Annotated in this window: 34 protein-coding genes; all 34 read left to right on the top strand. The window is 30.5% G+C overall.

What is annotated here, in order from left to right; all coding sequences use genetic code 11:
• Positions 1-45 precede the first annotated feature (45 nt).
• Positions 46-1,035 carry a tyrosine-type recombinase/integrase gene (locus tag HMPREF9629_RS03150; RefSeq protein WP_009524883.1) on the top strand — a complete coding sequence of 330 codons (990 nt, stop codon included), beginning with the start codon at positions 46-48 and terminating at the stop codon, positions 1,033-1,035.
• Positions 1,036-1,045: 10 nt separating this feature from the next.
• Positions 1,046-1,705 (top strand): N-6 DNA methylase, encoded by a 660-nt coding sequence (locus HMPREF9629_RS03145; RefSeq protein ID WP_009524882.1) that lies wholly within the window; start codon positions 1,046-1,048, stop codon positions 1,703-1,705.
• A gap of 23 nt (positions 1,706-1,728) precedes the next feature.
• Entirely contained in the window at positions 1,729-2,091 is a 363-nt protein-coding gene (locus HMPREF9629_RS03140) for a MazG-like family protein (protein ID WP_009524881.1), read from the top strand.
• 14 nt (positions 2,092-2,105) lie between these two features.
• Positions 2,106-2,300 carry a hypothetical protein gene (locus HMPREF9629_RS03135; protein WP_009524880.1) on the top strand — a complete coding sequence of 65 codons (195 nt, stop codon included), beginning with the start codon at positions 2,106-2,108 and terminating at the stop codon, positions 2,298-2,300.
• The gene (locus tag HMPREF9629_RS03130) at positions 2,293-2,565 is read left to right on the top strand and encodes a DUF1599 domain-containing protein (RefSeq protein ID WP_009524879.1); all 273 of its coding nucleotides are present in this window, start codon (positions 2,293-2,295) and stop codon (positions 2,563-2,565) included. Before HMPREF9629_RS03135 ends, HMPREF9629_RS03130 begins: the two co-directional genes overlap by 8 nt.
• A gap of 1 nt (position 2,566) precedes the next feature.
• On the top strand, positions 2,567-2,959 hold the full coding sequence (locus HMPREF9629_RS03125; protein WP_040012658.1) for a hypothetical protein: 393 nt from the start codon (positions 2,567-2,569) through the stop codon (positions 2,957-2,959).
• Positions 2,960-3,120: 161 nt separating this feature from the next.
• A complete protein-coding gene (locus HMPREF9629_RS03120) occupies positions 3,121-4,029 on the top strand; it encodes a Kiwa anti-phage protein KwaB-like domain-containing protein (protein ID WP_009524877.1) in 909 nt (302 codons plus the stop codon).
• 22 nt (positions 4,030-4,051) lie between these two features.
• The gene (locus HMPREF9629_RS03115; protein ID WP_009524876.1) at positions 4,052-4,579 is read left to right on the top strand and encodes a hypothetical protein; all 528 of its coding nucleotides are present in this window, start codon (positions 4,052-4,054) and stop codon (positions 4,577-4,579) included.
• A 198-nt stretch (positions 4,580-4,777) separates the two neighbouring features.
• Positions 4,778-4,930 (top strand): type II toxin-antitoxin system HicA family toxin, encoded by a 153-nt coding sequence (locus tag HMPREF9629_RS03110; RefSeq protein ID WP_040012657.1) that lies wholly within the window; start codon positions 4,778-4,780, stop codon positions 4,928-4,930.
• Positions 4,931-4,965: 35 nt separating this feature from the next.
• Complete coding sequence (locus HMPREF9629_RS03105) at positions 4,966-5,343, top strand: type II toxin-antitoxin system HicB family antitoxin (RefSeq protein WP_009524875.1); 378 nt, start codon at positions 4,966-4,968, stop codon at positions 5,341-5,343.
• A gap of 73 nt (positions 5,344-5,416) precedes the next feature.
• The gene (locus HMPREF9629_RS12500; protein ID WP_009524874.1) at positions 5,417-6,181 is read left to right on the top strand and encodes an HNH endonuclease; all 765 of its coding nucleotides are present in this window, start codon (positions 5,417-5,419) and stop codon (positions 6,179-6,181) included.
• Positions 6,171-7,406 carry a PBSX family phage terminase large subunit gene (locus HMPREF9629_RS03095; RefSeq protein WP_009524873.1) on the top strand — a complete coding sequence of 412 codons (1,236 nt, stop codon included), beginning with the start codon at positions 6,171-6,173 and terminating at the stop codon, positions 7,404-7,406. The genes HMPREF9629_RS12500 and HMPREF9629_RS03095 overlap by 11 nt, the downstream gene beginning before the upstream one ends.
• A gap of 15 nt (positions 7,407-7,421) precedes the next feature.
• The gene (locus HMPREF9629_RS03090) at positions 7,422-8,783 is read left to right on the top strand and encodes a phage portal protein (RefSeq protein ID WP_009524872.1); all 1,362 of its coding nucleotides are present in this window, start codon (positions 7,422-7,424) and stop codon (positions 8,781-8,783) included.
• Entirely contained in the window at positions 8,783-10,420 is a 1,638-nt protein-coding gene (locus HMPREF9629_RS11290; RefSeq protein ID WP_009524871.1) for a minor capsid protein, read from the top strand. The genes HMPREF9629_RS03090 and HMPREF9629_RS11290 overlap by 1 nt, the downstream gene beginning before the upstream one ends.
• Entirely contained in the window at positions 10,413-10,640 is a 228-nt protein-coding gene (locus HMPREF9629_RS03080) for a hypothetical protein (RefSeq protein ID WP_009524870.1), read from the top strand. Before HMPREF9629_RS11290 ends, HMPREF9629_RS03080 begins: the two co-directional genes overlap by 8 nt.
• Entirely contained in the window at positions 10,624-10,788 is a 165-nt protein-coding gene (locus HMPREF9629_RS11745; RefSeq protein ID WP_009524869.1) for a hypothetical protein, read from the top strand. The genes HMPREF9629_RS03080 and HMPREF9629_RS11745 overlap by 17 nt, the downstream gene beginning before the upstream one ends.
• A gap of 135 nt (positions 10,789-10,923) precedes the next feature.
• Positions 10,924-11,220 (top strand): hypothetical protein, encoded by a 297-nt coding sequence (locus tag HMPREF9629_RS03075; protein ID WP_009524868.1) that lies wholly within the window; start codon positions 10,924-10,926, stop codon positions 11,218-11,220.
• A gap of 3 nt (positions 11,221-11,223) precedes the next feature.
• A complete protein-coding gene (locus HMPREF9629_RS11740) occupies positions 11,224-11,388 on the top strand; it encodes a hypothetical protein (RefSeq protein ID WP_009524867.1) in 165 nt (54 codons plus the stop codon).
• 187 nt (positions 11,389-11,575) lie between these two features.
• Positions 11,576-11,836 carry a hypothetical protein gene (locus HMPREF9629_RS03070; protein WP_009524866.1) on the top strand — a complete coding sequence of 87 codons (261 nt, stop codon included), beginning with the start codon at positions 11,576-11,578 and terminating at the stop codon, positions 11,834-11,836.
• A gap of 129 nt (positions 11,837-11,965) precedes the next feature.
• On the top strand, positions 11,966-12,301 hold the full coding sequence (locus HMPREF9629_RS03065; protein WP_009524865.1) for a hypothetical protein: 336 nt from the start codon (positions 11,966-11,968) through the stop codon (positions 12,299-12,301).
• Positions 12,294-12,500, top strand: coding sequence for a hypothetical protein (locus HMPREF9629_RS03060; protein ID WP_009524864.1), 207 nt, complete (start codon positions 12,294-12,296; stop codon positions 12,498-12,500). Before HMPREF9629_RS03065 ends, HMPREF9629_RS03060 begins: the two co-directional genes overlap by 8 nt.
• Positions 12,501-12,525: 25 nt before the next feature.
• Complete coding sequence (locus tag HMPREF9629_RS03055) at positions 12,526-12,729, top strand: hypothetical protein (protein WP_154646050.1); 204 nt, start codon at positions 12,526-12,528, stop codon at positions 12,727-12,729.
• Positions 12,730-12,885: 156 nt separating this feature from the next.
• Positions 12,886-13,557 carry a Rha family transcriptional regulator gene (locus tag HMPREF9629_RS03050; RefSeq protein WP_009524862.1) on the top strand — a complete coding sequence of 224 codons (672 nt, stop codon included), beginning with the start codon at positions 12,886-12,888 and terminating at the stop codon, positions 13,555-13,557.
• 132 nt (positions 13,558-13,689) lie between these two features.
• Positions 13,690-14,229, top strand: coding sequence for a phage scaffolding protein (locus HMPREF9629_RS03045; RefSeq protein ID WP_009524861.1), 540 nt, complete (start codon positions 13,690-13,692; stop codon positions 14,227-14,229).
• Between the two features lie 14 nt (positions 14,230-14,243).
• Positions 14,244-15,161 carry a hypothetical protein gene (locus HMPREF9629_RS03040; RefSeq protein WP_009524860.1) on the top strand — a complete coding sequence of 306 codons (918 nt, stop codon included), beginning with the start codon at positions 14,244-14,246 and terminating at the stop codon, positions 15,159-15,161.
• 10 nt (positions 15,162-15,171) lie between these two features.
• The gene (locus tag HMPREF9629_RS03035) at positions 15,172-15,393 is read left to right on the top strand and encodes a Rho termination factor N-terminal domain-containing protein (protein WP_009524859.1); all 222 of its coding nucleotides are present in this window, start codon (positions 15,172-15,174) and stop codon (positions 15,391-15,393) included.
• 1 nt (position 15,394) lies between these two features.
• Positions 15,395-15,766, top strand: a complete 372-nt coding sequence (locus tag HMPREF9629_RS03030; RefSeq protein WP_009524858.1) for a hypothetical protein — start codon at positions 15,395-15,397, stop codon at positions 15,764-15,766.
• Positions 15,742-16,101 (top strand): hypothetical protein, encoded by a 360-nt coding sequence (locus HMPREF9629_RS03025; RefSeq protein WP_009524857.1) that lies wholly within the window; start codon positions 15,742-15,744, stop codon positions 16,099-16,101. Before HMPREF9629_RS03030 ends, HMPREF9629_RS03025 begins: the two co-directional genes overlap by 25 nt.
• A 44-nt stretch (positions 16,102-16,145) precedes the next feature.
• Positions 16,146-16,514, top strand: a complete 369-nt coding sequence (locus tag HMPREF9629_RS03020) for an HK97 gp10 family phage protein (RefSeq protein ID WP_242822003.1) — start codon at positions 16,146-16,148, stop codon at positions 16,512-16,514.
• Positions 16,511-16,909 carry a phage tail terminator family protein gene (locus HMPREF9629_RS11285; protein WP_009524855.1) on the top strand — a complete coding sequence of 133 codons (399 nt, stop codon included), beginning with the start codon at positions 16,511-16,513 and terminating at the stop codon, positions 16,907-16,909. Before HMPREF9629_RS03020 ends, HMPREF9629_RS11285 begins: the two co-directional genes overlap by 4 nt.
• 1 nt (position 16,910) lies before the next feature.
• Positions 16,911-17,087 (top strand): hypothetical protein, encoded by a 177-nt coding sequence (locus HMPREF9629_RS11870; protein ID WP_009524854.1) that lies wholly within the window; start codon positions 16,911-16,913, stop codon positions 17,085-17,087.
• Positions 17,088-18,434 carry a phage tail sheath C-terminal domain-containing protein gene (locus HMPREF9629_RS03010; RefSeq protein WP_009524853.1) on the top strand — a complete coding sequence of 449 codons (1,347 nt, stop codon included), beginning with the start codon at positions 17,088-17,090 and terminating at the stop codon, positions 18,432-18,434. It abuts the gene before it with no gap.
• 28 nt (positions 18,435-18,462) lie between these two features.
• A complete protein-coding gene (locus tag HMPREF9629_RS03005) occupies positions 18,463-18,921 on the top strand; it encodes a phage tail tube protein (protein ID WP_207635490.1) in 459 nt (152 codons plus the stop codon).
• Positions 18,921-19,331 (top strand): phage tail assembly chaperone, encoded by a 411-nt coding sequence (locus HMPREF9629_RS03000; RefSeq protein ID WP_009524851.1) that lies wholly within the window; start codon positions 18,921-18,923, stop codon positions 19,329-19,331. Before HMPREF9629_RS03005 ends, HMPREF9629_RS03000 begins: the two co-directional genes overlap by 1 nt.
• Positions 19,332-19,541: the final 210 nt, after the last annotated feature.

Here is a 19,541-nt window from a genome sequence, read left to right as displayed (position 1 = left end):
AGAAACAGGAATGGATATAAAGATATAAAAAGAGGTGATGAAAATTTGGATGCGTCAGAAAATCTGGTAACGGATTTTATAATTGAAATAAACGAATATGAGCAAGAAGTAATAAACAGTATGAGAAATATATTATATAAAGTTATATACAACTACAATATATCAAAAAAATCAACAGCACTTGCTAAAAACGATAATACTGATATTGAGATTATAAAAATGTTTTTTGCAGTGAAAAAAATTGAGGGATTATCAGATAGTTCATTGATTGCATATAAAACAGAACTTGAAAGTTTATTTTCAAAAATCAATAAAAGCATAAAAGACATTGCTACAAACGATGTTAGATATTATCTTGCTATATCATCAAAAACCGCCTCATCTGTGACACTTAACAATAAAAGACGTATATTATGTACATTTTTCAAATTTTTAGAACAGGAAGAATATATCATCAAAAATCCTATGACAAGAATTAAGCAAATCAAAGAAGAAAAAAAGATTAAAGCACCTTTTACATCAGACGAGCTTGAAAAGATAAGAGAATCATGTATTGATGAAAGAGACGAAGCATTAGTCGAGTTTTTGTACTCGACAGGATGCAGGATATCAGAAGCATGCGGTGTGGATATTGAAGATATAGCCTTTGATAAAAACGAAGTCAAGGTATTTGGAAAAGGCAAGAAAGAAAGAATTGTATATATCAATGCAAGAGCAAAGATAAAGATAAAAAACTATATACAAGAGAGAAGTTGCGGACCTCTTTTTATTACATGTAAAAGAGCAAATGGAAAATATGAGAGGCTAAACAGTAACTCTTTAAGGATGATTTTTAACAAAATAGGCAAAAGAGCAGGAATAAAAAATTGTCACCCTCATAAGATGAGGAGAACAATGGCAACAAAGGCACTAAGAAGCGGAATGAAACTTGACGAAGTACAAAAGATATTAGGACATGAAGATATACAGACAACAACTATATATGCAGAAACTGATATGCAAGATGTAAAAAGAAAGCATGAGCATCTATTTTAAGGAGAAAAATATGGAGCAAGAAATAAACAAAATATTGGGAGTATCTGAAAGCTTTTTTGCACCACAGAGAATACTTGAATTTATATTTGATAAAGAAAAAAGGGAGCATATTTTCAATGAATTAAGAAGATTAGCAAGATATGACCTGTCATATGATATGTTTCACGAGTATTTTCAAGAAGAACACGCAGACAGAGTTAAGAAAAAACAAGATTTTACCCCTACAAGCATAACGAAACTTATAAACAACATATTAGGAGAAAGCAACTCATATTTTGAGTGTGCCTGCGGAACAGGAGGCATAGTCATAGGAGCTTGGAATAACAACAGAATGAAATATATACCTTGGGAATACGATCCGTCAAGATATTTTTTTGAGCTTGAAGAGCTGTCTGACAGGACAATACCCTTTTTGCTTATCAATCTTATGATAAGAGGCATTAATGCGACTGTGGTACACGGAGATACATTAACAAGACAGTCAAAAGGAGTATTTTTCATACAAAACTTTGATAACAACCCTCTTGGATATAGTGAGATAAATGTATTTCCATATACCAGGCTTACTGAAAAGACATTTAATGTAAATTTCATAGAAGAAAAATATCCGAATCATACTGAAAGTAATGTATTTGATTATATAGAAACTAATATGATTTTTCAAAGATAGAAAATAAGTGAGGAGTAAAAACAATGAATAATTTTGAAGAACTACAAAAATTAATAATAAATTGGGCGAAAGATAAAAATTTGCTACACGCTGATAATACTGATAAGCAGTTTATGAAATTCATAGAAGAAGTGTTTGAATTTAAAACAGAATTAGACAGCGAAAAACATTGGCGAAAAGTAATGGGAAATGATACTTGTAAATCAATAAATATTGAATCATTAATGCTTGAAATTGGCGATATATTCGTGACACTGATTATATTATGTAATCAAATTGGCATAGAGCCTACAAGATGTCTTGATATGGCTTATGAGAAAATAAAAGGTAGAACAGGTAAGACTATAAATGGAGTATTTATCAAAGAAGAAGATTTAAAAGAGTGAGGAGATGAAGATTAATGGCAAAGCTTAAAATGAAATATGAACTTATAGGTGATATACCTGATGAATTTTTGAAAATGGTTAAAATAAATAATACAAGCAAAACAATAGCAGAAATAAAAAGAGAATTAGATAGTGATTATGGTAGTGATTTAGTCAATTTTGAAAGTGATTTACAAATTGAAATCATAGATGAGGTGCAAGATGACTAAAATACAAAAACACTTGGATATATGCGAACAGCTAACACTTATGTATATAAATAAAAATGCGGATTATGGGGATAGTTTTGGAGATACATTCAATAAGTTAGGCATGATATCCGCTGTAACAAGGATTACAGATAAGACTAACAGATTGCAAAGCTTATGCGTAAATCAGCAAAAGGTCAAGGATGAAAGCATAAAAGATACGCTGATGGATTTAGCAAACTATGCGATTATGACTTTGATTGAATTAGATAGTGTAGAAGAGTGAGGTGATTATTATTCGAGATTATCAAAGAAAAGGCAAGTATATATTGCCGCAGGCTGTGTATCATACGGCTATATGGAGAATAAGGGACTATTACAGAATTAAAAAATTAGCAGATGATATAATAAGTGAAAATAATGCTGTTATGGACGGAATGCCTAAAGGAAATGCAACAAGTGATACAGTAGCTCAAAAGGTAATTAAGAGGGATAGATATTTAAAAGAAATAGAAAATATAGACAGTGCACTACTTGAGATACCTCAAGAATATAGAAATGGAATTTGGAACAATATTCAATTTAGGCAATCATATCCTATGGATGCAACAAGAGTAACATATTCAAGATATAAAAGCAAATTTATATATTGTGTAAGCAGAAATTTAAAATTAATATAAAATTTTTAAATGTTGATACACCAGTGCAAACTATATGTGATACAATAGTATCGTGGAAAACTTCCTAAATATATATTTTTATCTACGAAAAAGACTTCTTAAATGGGGTCTTTTTTGTTATAATGTGGTAGATAAAAATAATTTTAGGAGGGCAAGCTATCATGGAAATTAATAGAATAATCGAATTGATAGAAAAATCGAAAAATGGCGATTTATATTTTATTAGGAAAATGACAGATGGGTATAAAAGTTATAAACCTAGAACAAGTGACACATTAATAGAAAAAATAACCGATATGATTTTACATTATTTAAAATTTTTTTCAGAAAAAGAACAAATAGTTTTCAACCCAATGGGGTACAGAGATGAAACTATTGAGAAATATAAAGTAAAAGATATTGAAGATTACAAAAGTTTAATTGAAAGTTTTGAATATCCCAAAATAGAAGGATTAGAAAAAGAAATTGATAATCTTAAAAGTTATTGTATATCTTATGACGTAATAGATAATAACCAAAATGAAAAAATATTGTTATTAAGAAGAATAAATAAATTGAAAAAATTAAGAAACAATGGGTTCTTGATTCATTTTAGAGGAGAAGAATTAGTTGATATAGACGATGAAGTTTTTGGAATAGATAATGAAATAGATTTGATAATTTATAAAGATGAAATTTTAATTTTAAATCATATAGCTTTAGAAAGAATATTTGACTTAACAATACAATATAAAAATAAAGCAAAAGAAACCCTTAAGATTTTAAGAGATAAGGTTAGGATATCAAATTTTGATAAATTTGAAGAAGATTGTTTAAACGATTCTAGATATAAAAAAGCTTTAACAAAAATGTTGAATGAAAAAGAATTAATTGAAAAAAGTTTTGATAATCATAGAAATCTCATAGAAATAATTGATACTTTTGATTTACAAATTGAATACGAATTATATCCAGAATTTATTTTAGTATATGAATACAAGAATCAAATAATGGATTTTCTAAGAATAATCAGAGATTCTTACTATATTAGTATTAATCAAAATAGACCTGGATGTGATGAAAAAATTTAAGCTTTAGGAAAGGAGAGTAAGTATGTATAAAATATTAATGTTTATTTCTTCTTATTTTCCGTTATATATGATAATTATAATCACTAAATACAGATATTTAAATGAAAGTAAAATTGGAAAATTGTTTTTGTTAATTATTTTTATAATGATGATGTCATCTATTATTAGTATGTTTATAGTATTGACTTCTTCAGCCAACACATACAGAAATATTTCTTCTATAGAAAAATCAGATGACTCAGTAATAAGTTATTTAATGAGTTATGTAATACCACTTTACTCTATACAAGATAATACTATTGAATATGTAATGATGAATACATTATTATTTTTTATTATATCTGTATTATACATTAGATTAGATTTATTATATCTTAATCCAGTATTTGCCTTACTTGGATATGTACACTATAATTCTGAAAATTTTGTAATAATATCTAATATAAAGTACATAGATTTAATAAATGTGATTAACAATAAAAATGATTTACATGTTTATGAAGTTACAGACACTATTTTTTTAGCAAGAAAGAAAGATAATAATATATAAAAAAGACAAATAGAACATATTACCCAAGAAATAATAAATATGAAAAAAAATAATTAACTAAAACCAAAGAACTCTTAACGGGTTCTTTTTTATTGAAAAATTAATAAAAATTTTAAAAATAATTATTGATATACACGTGCATACGTATTATAATATAATCAGGAGGAGAGGTTGTGAAAGATAAAGAACTTTTTAAAAATGTTTCTAAGAAATGGTTGGGAGATTAGAAGAATAAAAGGAAGCCATCATCATCTATTCAAAGATGGAAAAAGAGAAACAATAGCAGTTCATAGCGATGAAATAAATCCAAACCTTGCCAAAAAAATAATAGAGAAACATAACCTAAAATAAGGTTGTGTTTCTTAACAAAAAAAGGAGTGCTGATTATGTTATTTAATTATCCGTTAATTATTCATAATGAAGATGGTTATTGGGGAGAATTTCCAGATGTAGATGGTTGTAATGCACAAGGAAAAACCTTAGAAGAAATACTCAAAGATGCAAGTGAAGCTCTTGATTTACATCTTTTAAGTATGTTAATCGATGGAGAAAAACTACCAAAGCCAACATACCCGAAGGATATAAAAACAGATAAAAACTCATTTGTAACTATAATATCCGTTGATTTGGATATTAAAAAGAAAGATACTGCAATTAAAAAAACTTTAACAATTCCCAAATGGCTTAATGAAAGAGCAGAAAAAGAACATATAAATTTTTCTAAAGTTTTACAAGAAGCCTTAGTAGAAAAATTATCTGTTTAAAAAACTAAAACCGTTATGTAAAAAGCATAGCGGTTTTTTTAATGCAAATTTTTAAAAAAGGCGGTGAGTTTGTTTGGCAAAAGGGAAATATCAAGAATGGTTAAAAGGAGATAATTTAATATTGCTTGAAGCTTGGGCGAGAAACGGACTTACTGATGAGCAGATAGCACATAATATGGGAATTTCTTATTCCACATTAAAAGATTGGAAAATTAAGCATTCGGCTATTTTGGCTACCCTAAAAAAAGGAAAAGAGGTAGTTGATTATGAGGTTGAAAATGCACTGCTTAAAAGAGCTTTAGGATATAAGTATGAAGAAATTACGAGGGAGCGCATTATAGATACAGGGCAGAAGAAAAGACATAATAATGATGTTGAATTAACTCAGTATGAATGGAATATATGTTTGGCGTATTTCGAAAAATCTTGTGCTTATTGCGGAGTATCTACTTCAGATATAACAAAAGACCACTTGGATCCGCTTAATAATGGGGGTAAGTTGACTTTTACAAATACTGTTCCTGCTTGCAAGAGTTGTAATTCATCAAAAAAAGATAATCAATGGCTATTTTGGTATCAAAAACAAAAATTCTATGATAAATATAGGGCTAAAAAGATAATGGATTATATTAACTTTGCACTTCAAATGCCTAAGAGTAAATATGTCGGTGAGTTAGTTGTAACGAAAGTTGTTGAAAAAGAAGTGCTGCCGGATACAACTGCTCAAATATTTTGGCTTAAAAATAGAAAGCCTAATGATTGGAGAGATAAAAAAGATGCTACTGTATCAATAGATAAACCTATAATAATTTCAGGGGCTGATCATCTTGAAGACTGATAAAATTTATTTGCCTGATATTGTTGGCAAAGGATATGGTAGTTTTTGGAATTTCAAGGGCAGGTATAGAATATGTAAAGGTTCAAGAGCAAGTAAGAAGTCTACTACTGCTGCTATTAATATGATTTATAGAATAATGGAGTATAAAAGCAGTAATGCTCTTGTTATAAGAAAAACATACAGGACTTTAAAGGATTCGTGCTTTGCACAACTCAAATGGGCTATTAACAGGCTTGGAGTTGATAGATATTGGAAAGCTACAGAGAATCCTTTGGAGTTAATATATATACCTACAGGACAAAAAATATTATTTAGAGGTTTGGACGATCCTTTGAAAGTAACTTCTGTTACTGTTGAAGTTGGAGTTTTAAGTTTTTTATGGATAGAGGAAGCTTATGAAATTTTAAGAGAAGAGGATTTTGATATGCTTGATGAGTCTATAAGAGGAGAAGTTCCTGATGGACTTTTTAAGCAGATAACTTTAACTCTCAACCCTTGGAATGAAAAACATTGGATTAAGAAAAGATTTTTTGATACTGTAGACAGTGATATACTTGCAATAACTACTAATTATATGTGTAATGAGTATCTTGATGAGTCTGATAGAAAAGTATTTGAGAGGATGAAAATAAACAACCCTAAAAGGTATAAAGTGGCAGGTCTTGGAGATTGGGGCGTTGTTGAAGGGCTTATATATGAAAATTTTGAAGAAAAAGAATTTGATTTGGAAGCCATAAGAAAATATAAAGCCTATTTTGGACTTGATTTTGGATATACTAATGATCCGTCTGCTTTATTTTGTGCCAATGTGGATTTGAATAATAAAATTATTTATGTTTTTGATGAAATGTATGAAAAAGCTCTATCTAATGAAAAGATAGCAGAGCGTATAACAGATATGGGATATTCTAAAGAAAAGATAACTGCCGACAGTGCAGAGCCTAAATCTATTGACAGGTTATATGAGCTTGGTATAAGGCATATAAAAAGAGCAAGGAAAGGAAAAGACAGTATAAATAACGGGATTGATTATATTCAGGATTTTAAAATAATTATACATCCTAAATGTGTAAATTTTATAACTGAAATATCAAATTATACTTGGGATGAAGATAAATTTGGTAACAGGATAAATAAACCTATAGATGATTTTAATCATCTTATGGATGCAATGAGATATGCTTTGGAAGATTTATCAAAAGGCAATCTGTTCAGTTTTAACTAAGTGGGAGGTGAGATTTTGCAGTTAAGTAAATTAAATGATAGTCAGTTAGTTAAATATGTTGAATATCAAATATCAAAGTATGCCGAAACTCATGAAAAAATGATAATAGGCAAGAGTTATTATAAATATGAACATGATGTTGATAGAAAAATGAGGGTTGTAATCGGGCATAAGGGAAAACTAAAACCTGTTTACAATCTGCCTAATCAAAGGGTAAAGGATAATCAGTATGCAAGGGCGGTTGACCAAAAAGTAAATTATCTGTTTTCTAAAACTCCTAATATCAATTGTGATGATGAGAATGTAGTTAATTATCTTACAGAATTTATGAATAAATCATTTATAAGGGTTTTAAATTATATAGCTATCGATTCCTATAACTGCGGGATTGGATGGCTTTTTTTATACACTGACGGTAAAGAAATTAAATTCAAAAAAGTATCCCCGGATAAAATAGTTCCGATTTGGTCTGATGATAGTCACGAAAAACTTGAAGGCGTAATTTTATCTGTATCTAAAGAAGAATTTGAGGGCGATACGCTTGTAACTAAAAACTATATATATCTTTATACTAAAGATGCTATCAAGACATATAAATATGATAACGGATATTTAGAGCATGTAGAGGATAATTCTTATTTGACTAAAGGTGATAAGGCTTACAGTTATGGGAAAATACCTTTTGTATATTTTAAAATGCCTATGGAGCAGGCGCTAATTTCAAGGGTTAAATGCTTACAAGATGCACTTAATGTATTGGTATCAAACTATGCTGACGGTATGCTTGAAAATCCCGGTAATTCAATTATGATTATAAAAAATTATGATGGTGAGGATTTGGGGGAGTTTAGGCAAAATTTAGCTACTTACGGGGCTGTTAAAGTAAGAACTGCGGACGGCTCACAAGGTGGTATTGACACTTTGGAAATTAAGGTTAATGCTGAAAACTACAAAATTATAATCGAACTGCTTAAAAAGGCTATAGCACAAAATGCAAGGTCTTTATATCTTGATAATGACAGAACTACGCAAGCACCCAATTCGCTTAATATTAAATCTATGTACAGTGATATGGAGCTTGACGCAAATGCTTTGGAGTTAGAATTTACTGCGAGTTTTGAGTATCTTTTTAAGTTTATAAATCAAATTACTAAGATGAATATAAAAAACTGTGAAATATCATTTAAGCGTAACATTATGGTTAATGATGAAAGTAATGTTGAAATGATTAAAAATTCTATAGGTATTGTATCTGATGAGACATTAAGGGCTAATCATCCTTTTGTAAATGATTTAGAGCTTGAGGAACAAAGAATTAAAAAGCAAAAAGATGAACAGCTAAAATCATTTGACGATTATGCTGTAGGTGATAAGTAATGAACTACTGGCAAAATAGAAGCTTTGAGATAACAAAAGAAATATTCACTGACAGTGAAAGTTATGTGAAATTTATCCATAATGAATATGAAAAGGCTATAGCTGAACTTGATGGAAGAATATTAAATCATCTTAATGCTATGAGTAGTGAGCAAGGTGTATCACTTGCAGAGGCTAACAAATTACTTAGTCAAGCTGAAAGAATGGACTTACAGGAGTTTATAAACAAAGCAAAAGGCAAAATAACACCGGATATTGAAAAAAGCTTAAATCTTGCGTCAAGGAGAGTGAGGATATCAAGATTGCAGGCGATGGAGCTTGAGATAAAAACTTCTGTGTCTAAATTGTTAAATACTGAGGAAAAGAGATTGTTTGCTCATTTGACGAATACTTTTAATAAAAAGTATTATAATGAGTTATATGGTTTGCAGCGTATAACGGGGTATGAGAATATTTTTAAGATTAATGATGATGAGCTGAGACAAATAATATTAAATCCTTGGGCGAGTGACGGGAGTAATTTTTCAAATAGGATTTGGAAAAGGCGAGATAAGCTTGTAGGTACTCTTAGGGCTAATTTAACAAGAAATATTATAGCAGGGCGTTCTAATGATGATATTATAAAAAATATAAGCTCTGCAATGAATGTGTCCAAGGCTAATGCGGGGCGATTGGTAATGACCGAAAGTGCCGCTATGAATTCTATAGCTACTCAAAAAGCATATAATAGGATGAAGACCGAAAAATATGAGATACTTGCAACGTTGGATTTGAAAACTTCGGACATATGCCAGGATATGGATAGCAAAGTATTTGATGTCAAGGATTATTCTGTTGGAATAACGGCACCTCCTTTTCATCCGAACTGTAGAACTACTACCATTCCTTATTTTGATGATGATTTAGGTCTTGAAGATACAAGGGTAGCAAGAAATATAGATACCGGTAAGAATGAAAAAGTACCTGATATGTCTTATAAGACTTGGTATGATAAATATGTTGTTGATAAGAATGATAATAGTGGGTATAATAAAAATAGGGAAAATGCAGACTATATCTCAAATAAACTAATAGAAAAATTCAAAGGTATAGAACCTAATATAACAAGTACATTAAAGTATATTTCTTCAATTACAAATGGAAAAATGGAAGGTCTTGACTTTAGATTAAAATCTGTTGATAGTTTAAGTAGAAAAATAACTATGGATGCCAAGGAAAAAGGGGTAACATTAAAAGAAGCATCAAAAGAAATAAAAGATATTTTAAGGTATACCATAGTTTACAATGAGAATGAATTTACTAATTCGTATTTTAATGCTATTGAAAATTTAAAAGATAAAGGATATAATGTAGTTAGAATAAAAAATAGCTTTAAAGATAATCAAGTATATAAAGGTCTTAATACTCTTATAAAAGATAAGGATGGAAATATATTTGAATTACAATTTCATACTCCTATGTCTATTGACATAAAAGAAGGTGGTCTTCATGAGTTATATGAAAAACAAAGATTGTTAGATATTAGAGTAGACAGGGAAAAATACAATAAATTAAAAATGGAAATGATAAAATTAAGTGATAAGATAAAAAATCCATTGAATGTTGAAAAAATAAAGGATGTGATATTAAATGGCTGATTTTAGAAAGGATATCCAATATTTTTATTGTCCAGATTATAAAAAATATGTAAAATGTGAAAATGGTATTTTTTATTCTATCGAAAAAGATGGAAGCGAAGTACAAAATAGTTTTTATGACAAAATTTTTATAGGGGATATTTATACTGTTGATATACCTGGAGATGAATATAATTCTAAACTATTTAAGGGCACTATTAGTAATGTTAAAAGTGCATAATGGCAGAAATAAAGATGAAACTACATTAGAAATGCAAGAGATAAAAGAACAAATTAGAAAAATATATTACTCAACAAGAACAAGTTTTGTAGATGAAATAGTATTATTTAAAAATAGTAAAGTTATAAAAGCATACAAAAAGAAATAAAAAAAGATGTACCCACTCCCGTCACATTTAAGGCTATAATGGGGGAACAGGACAAGATTTCTATGTGATATTAAATCGTGGCGCATTAGTTACTAAAAAGAAATATATTACCACAGAATTATAGGGGGTGTAGATATGGATAAAGAAGATTGGCCGCCATTGACAAAAGAATTTTTTGAGCCTGGTTCTCCGTATAGTTGCTGGTTAAGAGAACAGCTGTATGGAGAAGGTACTAACGGTTCATTTGGTGGTAAAACACATGGATTATTTAAAAAACATAATGTGCAAAATTATAGTGATGATAATCTTAGAGAAATCACTATGAATTTTCGTGGGCTTGACGGCTTACCCGAAGACTTGAGAAAAGTTGCAGTAGATATAATTAAATTAGAACTTGATGAAAATTTTGAGTTTTTATTTAGGGAGGTATAGAGTATGAAATTTAATGATGAATTAGTTGATGAGGATTATGCTCATGAAAAAGACTATGATCCCAACAGTGATTATGCAAAATATTGTGCTACTCTGTCCCTTGAAGAAATAGATAATAAATTAAAAAAACTTACGTATGAAAACAAACAAAGATTAAATTTATTATAAGCATCTTGTAAGGTGCTTTTTTAATGAGAAACAGGTATACGCTACTTTGAATTACAATATCATGGAGTACTGAGGGCTGATTTTATTAAAGAAATATGTTTTATAGATGATTTGCCGAGTGATGATGTAATAAAAAAATTAAATGATAAAAATATAAAGGTATATAAAATTATAGGGGAGAGTAAAAATGAAAAACTCGTTAGAATTAGATGAGGCATTGGGATATTATAAAAGCGGGACGTTATCGGTGAGATTAAAAGACGGAAGATATGCAAGAATTCATACACGTTATCCTAAGGTGTTTGTCAAGGAGCCTGGTCTATGGGTTTTTAGAGGACCGATAATTGTGGAAAATATACCTGAAGAACTGATTGAAAAGGCTAAAAGAGTGTTGGAGGATCCTGATACTTATATTAATGGGGCTTATGATATTAAAATTAAGGATTAAGAAGAAGTAGGTTGTTGTATTAGTATGGTGAATAATAATATATGTGATTTAAGTTCTATATGGTATATGTGATGAGGTACAAGGAATACAAGGAATGTAGTTACCGGTAAAAGTGAAAAAGTACCTGATATGTCTTATAAGACTTGGTATGATAAATATGTTGTTGATAAGAATGCTGTTAAGGGGTATAATATAAATATAAATTTACAGTTGTTCTCCAATAAGGACTTACAAAAACAGACAACTAAGCAGATAGAAAAAGGTATTAAATCTTATAGAAAGCAAATTCATATACACAATGATAAAATAAATAATCCCCAAAAGTATGTTGAAGATTGGGATAAAATGAACAAATTAAATCGGGATGGATTAATTAGGCATTGGAATAAAGAAATAAATGTATTTAATAAAAATATCAATGATAATATAGAAGAGTTAAAGAAAAGAGGTGTTAAAATTGATTAAGAATGAAGATTGGACTTGGACTCAAGAAACGCTAAAGGCTATTATCGAGAGGGTAATTGAAAGGCGAGATGAATACGAAAATGAAAAGAAAAATGATTTTGATGCCGGAGTAGTTATGGGCTATAATTTTGTCCTTGATATGTTTAAAAATGATTTGGAATGTAGAGGCTACAATTATGATGAATTTATGAAAGATTAATTAAAATCTTTTTATGATGAAGAAGATGAAGATAGATTTTGATAATAAGCAGATGGATTTATTAAATAAGATAGGATTTCCTTTTTCATTAAGTGAAGATTTGTCGGATGATGATATACTCCTTATTGATGAAAAAGTGTCAGAGTATTTTCAATTAAACGGTATAGATAATGATAGAGTTAATGATATAGGACTTGTGTGCGAGAGTATTATCGATTGTATATCATAAAAGAATATCTATATGATTAAGCTAAGAAAATGATTAAAATGTTAAATTGTAAAAGGTGCTTTTTTAGCATAATAAAATATAGTTATTTAGACAATTACAGATGTAGTTGTCTTTTTTTATACAAAAAAATTAATTATCAGAAAGGAATGATTAATTATGACGTTAGTGCAAATTACGGGTAAAAAGAATGAGGAACAATTGACTACTACAAGCAGACTTATTGCTGAAATATTTGAAAAAAGACATTCAGATGTAATAAGAGCTATCGAAAATTTAGAGTGTAGTCAAGATTTTACTGAACGCAATTTTGCGTTGAGTGATTATAAAGATGACAGTGGAAAATCTAACAAAGAATATATAATTACAAAAGACGGTTTTGTAATGCTTGCTATGGGTTTTACAGGAGAAAAAGCATTCAAATTTAAGGAGCAATATATCAATGCTTTTAATTCAATGGAGAGAGAATTAAAGCGTATATATGAGGAGCGTCAGCAATGGGTTATAGAAAGAGAAAAGGGAAAGTTGGTAAGGCATATTCTAACTGATACTATAAAGATGAAAGTTGCTGATAGTCCTAATAAGAAGTTTATGTATCCTAACTATACAAAGCTTATATATAAAATTTTATTTGGTAAGTCTTTTAATGAATTAAAAGAAATATATCAAATCAAAGCGAAAGAGAGTTTGAGGGATTATATTTCAAGTGAGGAATTAAAGGAGCTTGAACAAATGGAAATGCTTATATCTTCACTTATTAATTTAGGGTGGAGTTATGAGCAGATAAAAGAATTTATAATGCAAAATCAAATTAAAAAATTAGCTTGCTAATTGTCTTTAGACATCAGACGTTAAACAGGTCTATTTTTTATGCTTAAAATTCGCAGTGCTATGCGTTAATATAGCGTTCATTCGTGGTTGATACACACGTAAAAATATCGTAAATGAAAGGTGGTAAATTATATGAAGAGAGAATTTTTAAAGGAACTTGGTCTTAGTGATGAACAAATCGATAAGATTATGGCTGAAAATGGCAAGGACATAGCAAGGGAGCAGGAAAAAACAGGTGAAAAAGATAAGGAAATTGAGCTTATAGGCTCTCAGCTTAAGGAGGCCAACAAGACTATCAAATCTTACAAGGATATGGATATTGATGGAATTAAAAAGTCTGCTAATGAGTGGGAAACTAAAGCCAAACAACTTGAAAAGGAAAAGGTGGTTTTAAAAAATGATTATGCTTTGAAATCTGCTATTAATAATGCAAACAGTATAGATGGCGACTTACTTATGAAGATTATCAACAAGGAAGATTTAAAATTTCAAGATGATAAGATAATAGGCCTTGATGAGCAGATAGCAAGTATAAAGGAGAGTAAACCATATCTATTTAAATCATCATCTGATGATGGGGATGACAGGTTTATACCACATAAACTTCCTGAAGGTGACGGTGATGGTGCGAATGCTATGGAGAGCCAAATTTCAAGTGTATTTGATAATTAAAGGGGGATTTAAAAATGGCAATAAATACTTTAGAGTATTCTAAAATAATGATGAAAAAATTAGACCAACATGCAGTTCACAACCTAACATCGGGTTGGATGGAGGCTAATGCAGGGCAGGTTATTTATAATGGCGGGGATGAGGTTAAGATTCCTACTATGAGTACGTCAGGTCTTGGTAATTATGATAGGGATAAGGGCTTTGTGCAGGGTTCTATTTCTTTGAAGTATGATACTTATAAAATGACACAAGATAGAGGCAGAACATTCCAAATAGATGCTATGGATGTGAATGAGAGTGGTTTTATTGCTACTTCTGCTAATGTTATAAAGGTATTTCAAGAAGAAAATGTTATTCCTGAAATAGATTCGTATAGATATGCTATGATTGCGGATATTGCTGATAAGGCTGGTAAAAAGGAGTCTGTCAACCTTACGGCTGATAATGCATTATCTAAGATAAGGGAGCATATAAGAGCGGTACAGGATATAATTGGTACTGATGAAACTTTTATAATTACTATGCCGTCTAATGTTCTTGCTCTTATTGAGGATAGTCCGAAAATCGGTAAATCAATAAATGTTGCTGATTTTAAGCAGGGTAGTATTAATTTTAAAGTTAAAACTATAGATGATAATCCTATCAGAGTTGTACCGTCTTCAAGATTAAAAACTAAGTATGATATTCTTGACGGTGTTACTTCAACTCAAGAAAAGGGCGGATTAAAACCTGCTGCTGATGCTAAGAATATAAACTGGTTACTTACTCCGCAAAATGTACCTATCGCAATATCTAAGACAGATAAATTGAGAGTATTTTCTCCGGATGTCAATCAAAAGGCTGATGCGTGGAAGATTGATTATAGAAAGTATCATGATTTGTGGATAACGAGGGGGAAGCAGGAGCAAATATTCTCTTGTGTAAGTGTTTAGGGGGTGTATTATGATATTAGAACTTAATTGTTTAAGATATACTACTGATGATGCGGAAAAAATAGCGTATTTAAAATCTTTGGGGGCTACCGAAATAGGTAGTTCCAAAGATGAAACTGATTATGAAAATATGAAATTGGATGATCTTAAAAAACTTGCTAAGGATAAAGGGATAGGTGGATATCTTGATATGAAAAAATCTGAACTTATAAATGCTCTTAGGGGTGTTTAATATGCTTGATAGGATAAAAGATTTTATAAAATTTTTAGGATATAAGATTAAGGATGTTGATAATTCTTTAATTGATTATATCTTGGGAAATGAGACTGACAGACTTAAAAATGATATAAATCAGACTGAAATACCTGAAAAGCTTGAATTTTTATTGATTGAAAGGGTGGTTTCCGCTTTTTTTAACATGAAGATATCAACAAACAGTTTAGGTGATGATTTCAGTTTTGAGGAGTCTGTTAAGTTAATAAAAATGGGTGATACTTCTTATGATTTCGGGGATGTATCGTCTCAAAAAGATATGTTCGTCAATTATATAAACTCTCTTGGCAAGGGAAGTGATTATATATGTTATCGAAAATTCAAATGGTAAATAGTAAACTGTTTTTCATCGGCAGTGCAACTTTATATATAAGGGAAGGTGTAAAAGATGCAGTAACTAAAATATCAAGCTTGCAAGAGAAAAGTACACAAAATTTTAAATGTAGGCTTTCGTTCAGTAAATCTGTCAGTGAAAATGATAATGGTGCTGTATCTACTAAAAAGATATTAACTTTGTTTACTCCTCCTGATATTATAATTAGTGAGGGTTCTAAGATTGTTGTCAATCAAAATAATAGTGACTATGAGCTTAAATCGTCATCAATACCTTCTGTATATTCAACACATAGAGAATATACTGTTGAGCAGTGGGAGAAATGGCAATGAATAGCGGTATTGATGTTAGCGGTTTTATTAGTTACAGGAATCAATTGCAGAGCTTAACTGATAAGATTGATGATATATTTATTCAAGCACTGTATGAAATAGCTCAGAGGGAACTTAGAATTGCTAAGAAGAACACTCCTGTGGGTGATTATCCTGACGGAAGTGGTAAGGTTGGCGGAACTCTTAGACGTGGTTGGGCTATAACAGATATTACTAAAACAGAGGACGGTTATTTAATCAAGGTAAAAAATGATGTTGATTATGCATCTTATGTTGAATTCGGTCACAGAACAAGAGACCATGCGAAATGGGTAGACGGTTATTTTATGATGACAATAGCTGAAAGTAAGGTTAAGGCTAAAATAGATGAAATAGTCGAAAGACATATACAGGAGGCTTTTAAGAATCTATGAATTTATTACAGATGGTTATTGATAGGATTGACAGCTTATATCCTGATGCAAATATATATGTTAAAGATATGGAACAAGGTGTAGTGGAGCCTTGTTTTTTTGTGAAAAATATTAATAATTCGCTTTCTATGGAATTTGATAAAAGATATAAATCTACAAGTCTTATTAATGTTGTGTATCTTGATAACAGTGCATCTGCTGAAAAACTAAATAGCATGACTATTAACTTATCGGCTAAGTTATCTAATGTGGGTGTCTATGCCGATAATGTGGAATCTAATATAAATGATGATAGTTTTTCTCTTGCTGTTACTTATGTGTATATGTTGAAAGAAGTTAAAATTGCAGATGTATTGATGATGAAAAATAAGATTGTGCAAAGGAAGGGTGATTAATATGTCTAAGGCAAAAACGGATGAAGCTTTTAAATATACTAAAAATGCTATTTTATCTGCTGAAAATATAATCTATAACAAAGATGTATTATCAGTATTGTTAGAAGATAATAGGCGATATACTCTTGATGAAGTTGAAAAGCTTGTTGATGATTTTAATAAGAAAGAGGTGAAATAAATGGCTTATGGTGCTTTGGGTGGTGGTACTTTTCTTGTTCAAAATAAGATTTTACCGGGTTCATATATAAATTATGTATCTGTTCCAAGAGCTGCTAATCAATTTAGTGATAGGGGTTATTGTACAATAGGTCTATCACTTGATTGGGGACCTGTGGGTGAAGTAATCATAATTGAAGCTGCTGACTTACAAACTAAGTCACTTGAAATACTTGGATATAATTATACTGATGATAAGTTAAAGCCTATAAGGGATATAATGCTTGGTGCTAAGGTGTTATATCTATATAGAATAAATGATAGTGGCGGTGCTAAGGCTACTGCTGTTGTTGCTGATAATCTTAAAGTTACTGCTAAATATAATGGTACTGTCGGTAATGAAATTATGATAACTATAGAAAATGATGTTGATGTAGAGGGTAATTTTATAGTTACAACATTATTAAAGGGTAAGGTTATGGATAAGCAGTCTGTAAAGAATATAACAGGGCTTAAAAATAATGGTATAGTTACATTCTCTGCGGGGAGTGCTAATACTTTAAGTGCCAATGCAGGAACTTTTCTTGCAAACGGTACAAGTGGTACTGTGAGTGGCAGCTCTCACTCTAAGTATTTAGAACTTATTGAAAAGTATGATTTTAACACAATCGGGTATGCGGGAGATGATGTATCTATAAAGGCGTTGTACAAGGCTTTTACTGTTCGCCTTCGTGATGATGAGGGTGTAAAGTTTCAATGCGTACTTTACAATGTGGATAAGGCAAAAGCTAATTTTGAGGGTCTTATAAATATAAAAAATAAGGCTGAGGGTGATGATGTAGGTGCTTTGGTATATTGGGTTCTTGGTCAAGAGGCAGGTTGCAGCGTCAATAAATCTATCACAAATAAAAAATATGACGGTGAGTATATAGTTAATACTAAGTACAAGACAAGAGAAGCTAAACAGGCTATAATAGACGGTTTTTTATTTTTTTATGAGAAAAATTCACAGGTTAGAGTATTGGAGGATATAAACTCTTTTACTGAATTTACTTTGTATAAAAATAAGGATTTTTCTAAAAATCAAGTTATGAGGGTGCTTGATCAAAGGGCTATTGATATTGCTATAATTTTTAATAAGATGTATCTTGGTAAGGTGCAAAATAACAGGGACGGCAGGATTGCTTTTTGGAATGAGCTTGTTAATCATGCTAATACTCTTATAAAGCTTGGGGCTATTGAGGATTATGAGGGTGAAAGGGATACTGTTGTTGAAAAGGGTATCGAAAAGGATTCTGTTGTTGTGCAGGATTATTTAACTCCTGTAATGGCAATGCAAAAATTGTATCAAACTATATGGGTGAGATAAGGGGGTATAAAATATGGCTCAGGCAATAATGCATGCGAGGGAGCCTCTTCATGGTGCATCAGGCAGTGCTTATGTTACTATAGATGGTAACAGATATTTATGGATGCAGCTGATTGATTTTGAGGCTACGTTTGATAAGAAAAAGACTGAGGTTGGACGGCTTGGTTCTAAGCAGGCCGGTAATCGCTCGGGATATGGTGTCGGTAAGTTTAAGGCTAAGGCTTATTATAATACGGACATATTCAGGGATGTTATTATGGAGTATATCAAAAGGGGTAGGGATATTTATTTTGATATTCAGATAACTAATGATGATCCGAACAGTACGGCGGGAAGACATACGACTATTTTTAAGGATTGTAATCTTGACGGCTTGGTGCTTGCTAAGTTGGATGTCAACAAGGAGACTTTGGAGGAGGATATTTCGGGTACTTTTGATGATGTGGAAATGCCTGAAAAATTTAATGTATTGGAGGGGATGAGATAATGAGTTTAACAGCTTTTTTGAAAGAAAATGTGCCTAATCCTTTTGATGAGGTGAATTTTGTGGTGTCTGAGAGGTTTAGGGATGAAAATGGGGATCCTGTTGCTTGGAAATTAAGGGCTATGAATCCTGAAAAATCTCTTTTAAGTTCTGATAATGCTATGTGTATTGATAAGAAGGGGAATGCTGATTTTAAGGTGTCGGCTTATTATAAGAATATTGTTGTAAATTCTGTTGTTTTTCCTAATTTATATGATAAGTCTTTGCAGGACAGTTATAATGTTATGTCTCCTGATGATTTGTTGAATGTTATGCTTAATTCGAGGGAGTTTAACAGGTTGCTGAAAAAATGTCAGGAGATAAATGGGCTTGATAAAGATTTTGATATTCTTAAGGATGAGGTAAAAAACTAATTGGGGAGGATAAGGAGACCTCCCTTTCGTATTATGTATTTATTTGCAGTAAGTTTACTATCAGACCTACTGAGTTTATAAAAATGGATAGGGCTGTTCAGGCTATGTATGTGGCTATGTTTGAAAAATATGGCGAGGATTTGAAAAAATAACTTTTTATGTAATTAATTTTGTGATATGATTATCTATAATATTAATTACATAGGAGGT

Source organism: Peptoanaerobacter stomatis, from assembly GCF_000238115.1.
GTDB lineage: Bacteria > Bacillota > Clostridia > Peptostreptococcales > Filifactoraceae > Peptoanaerobacter > Peptoanaerobacter stomatis.
This window is presented reverse-complemented; position numbering and strand designations above follow the sequence as displayed.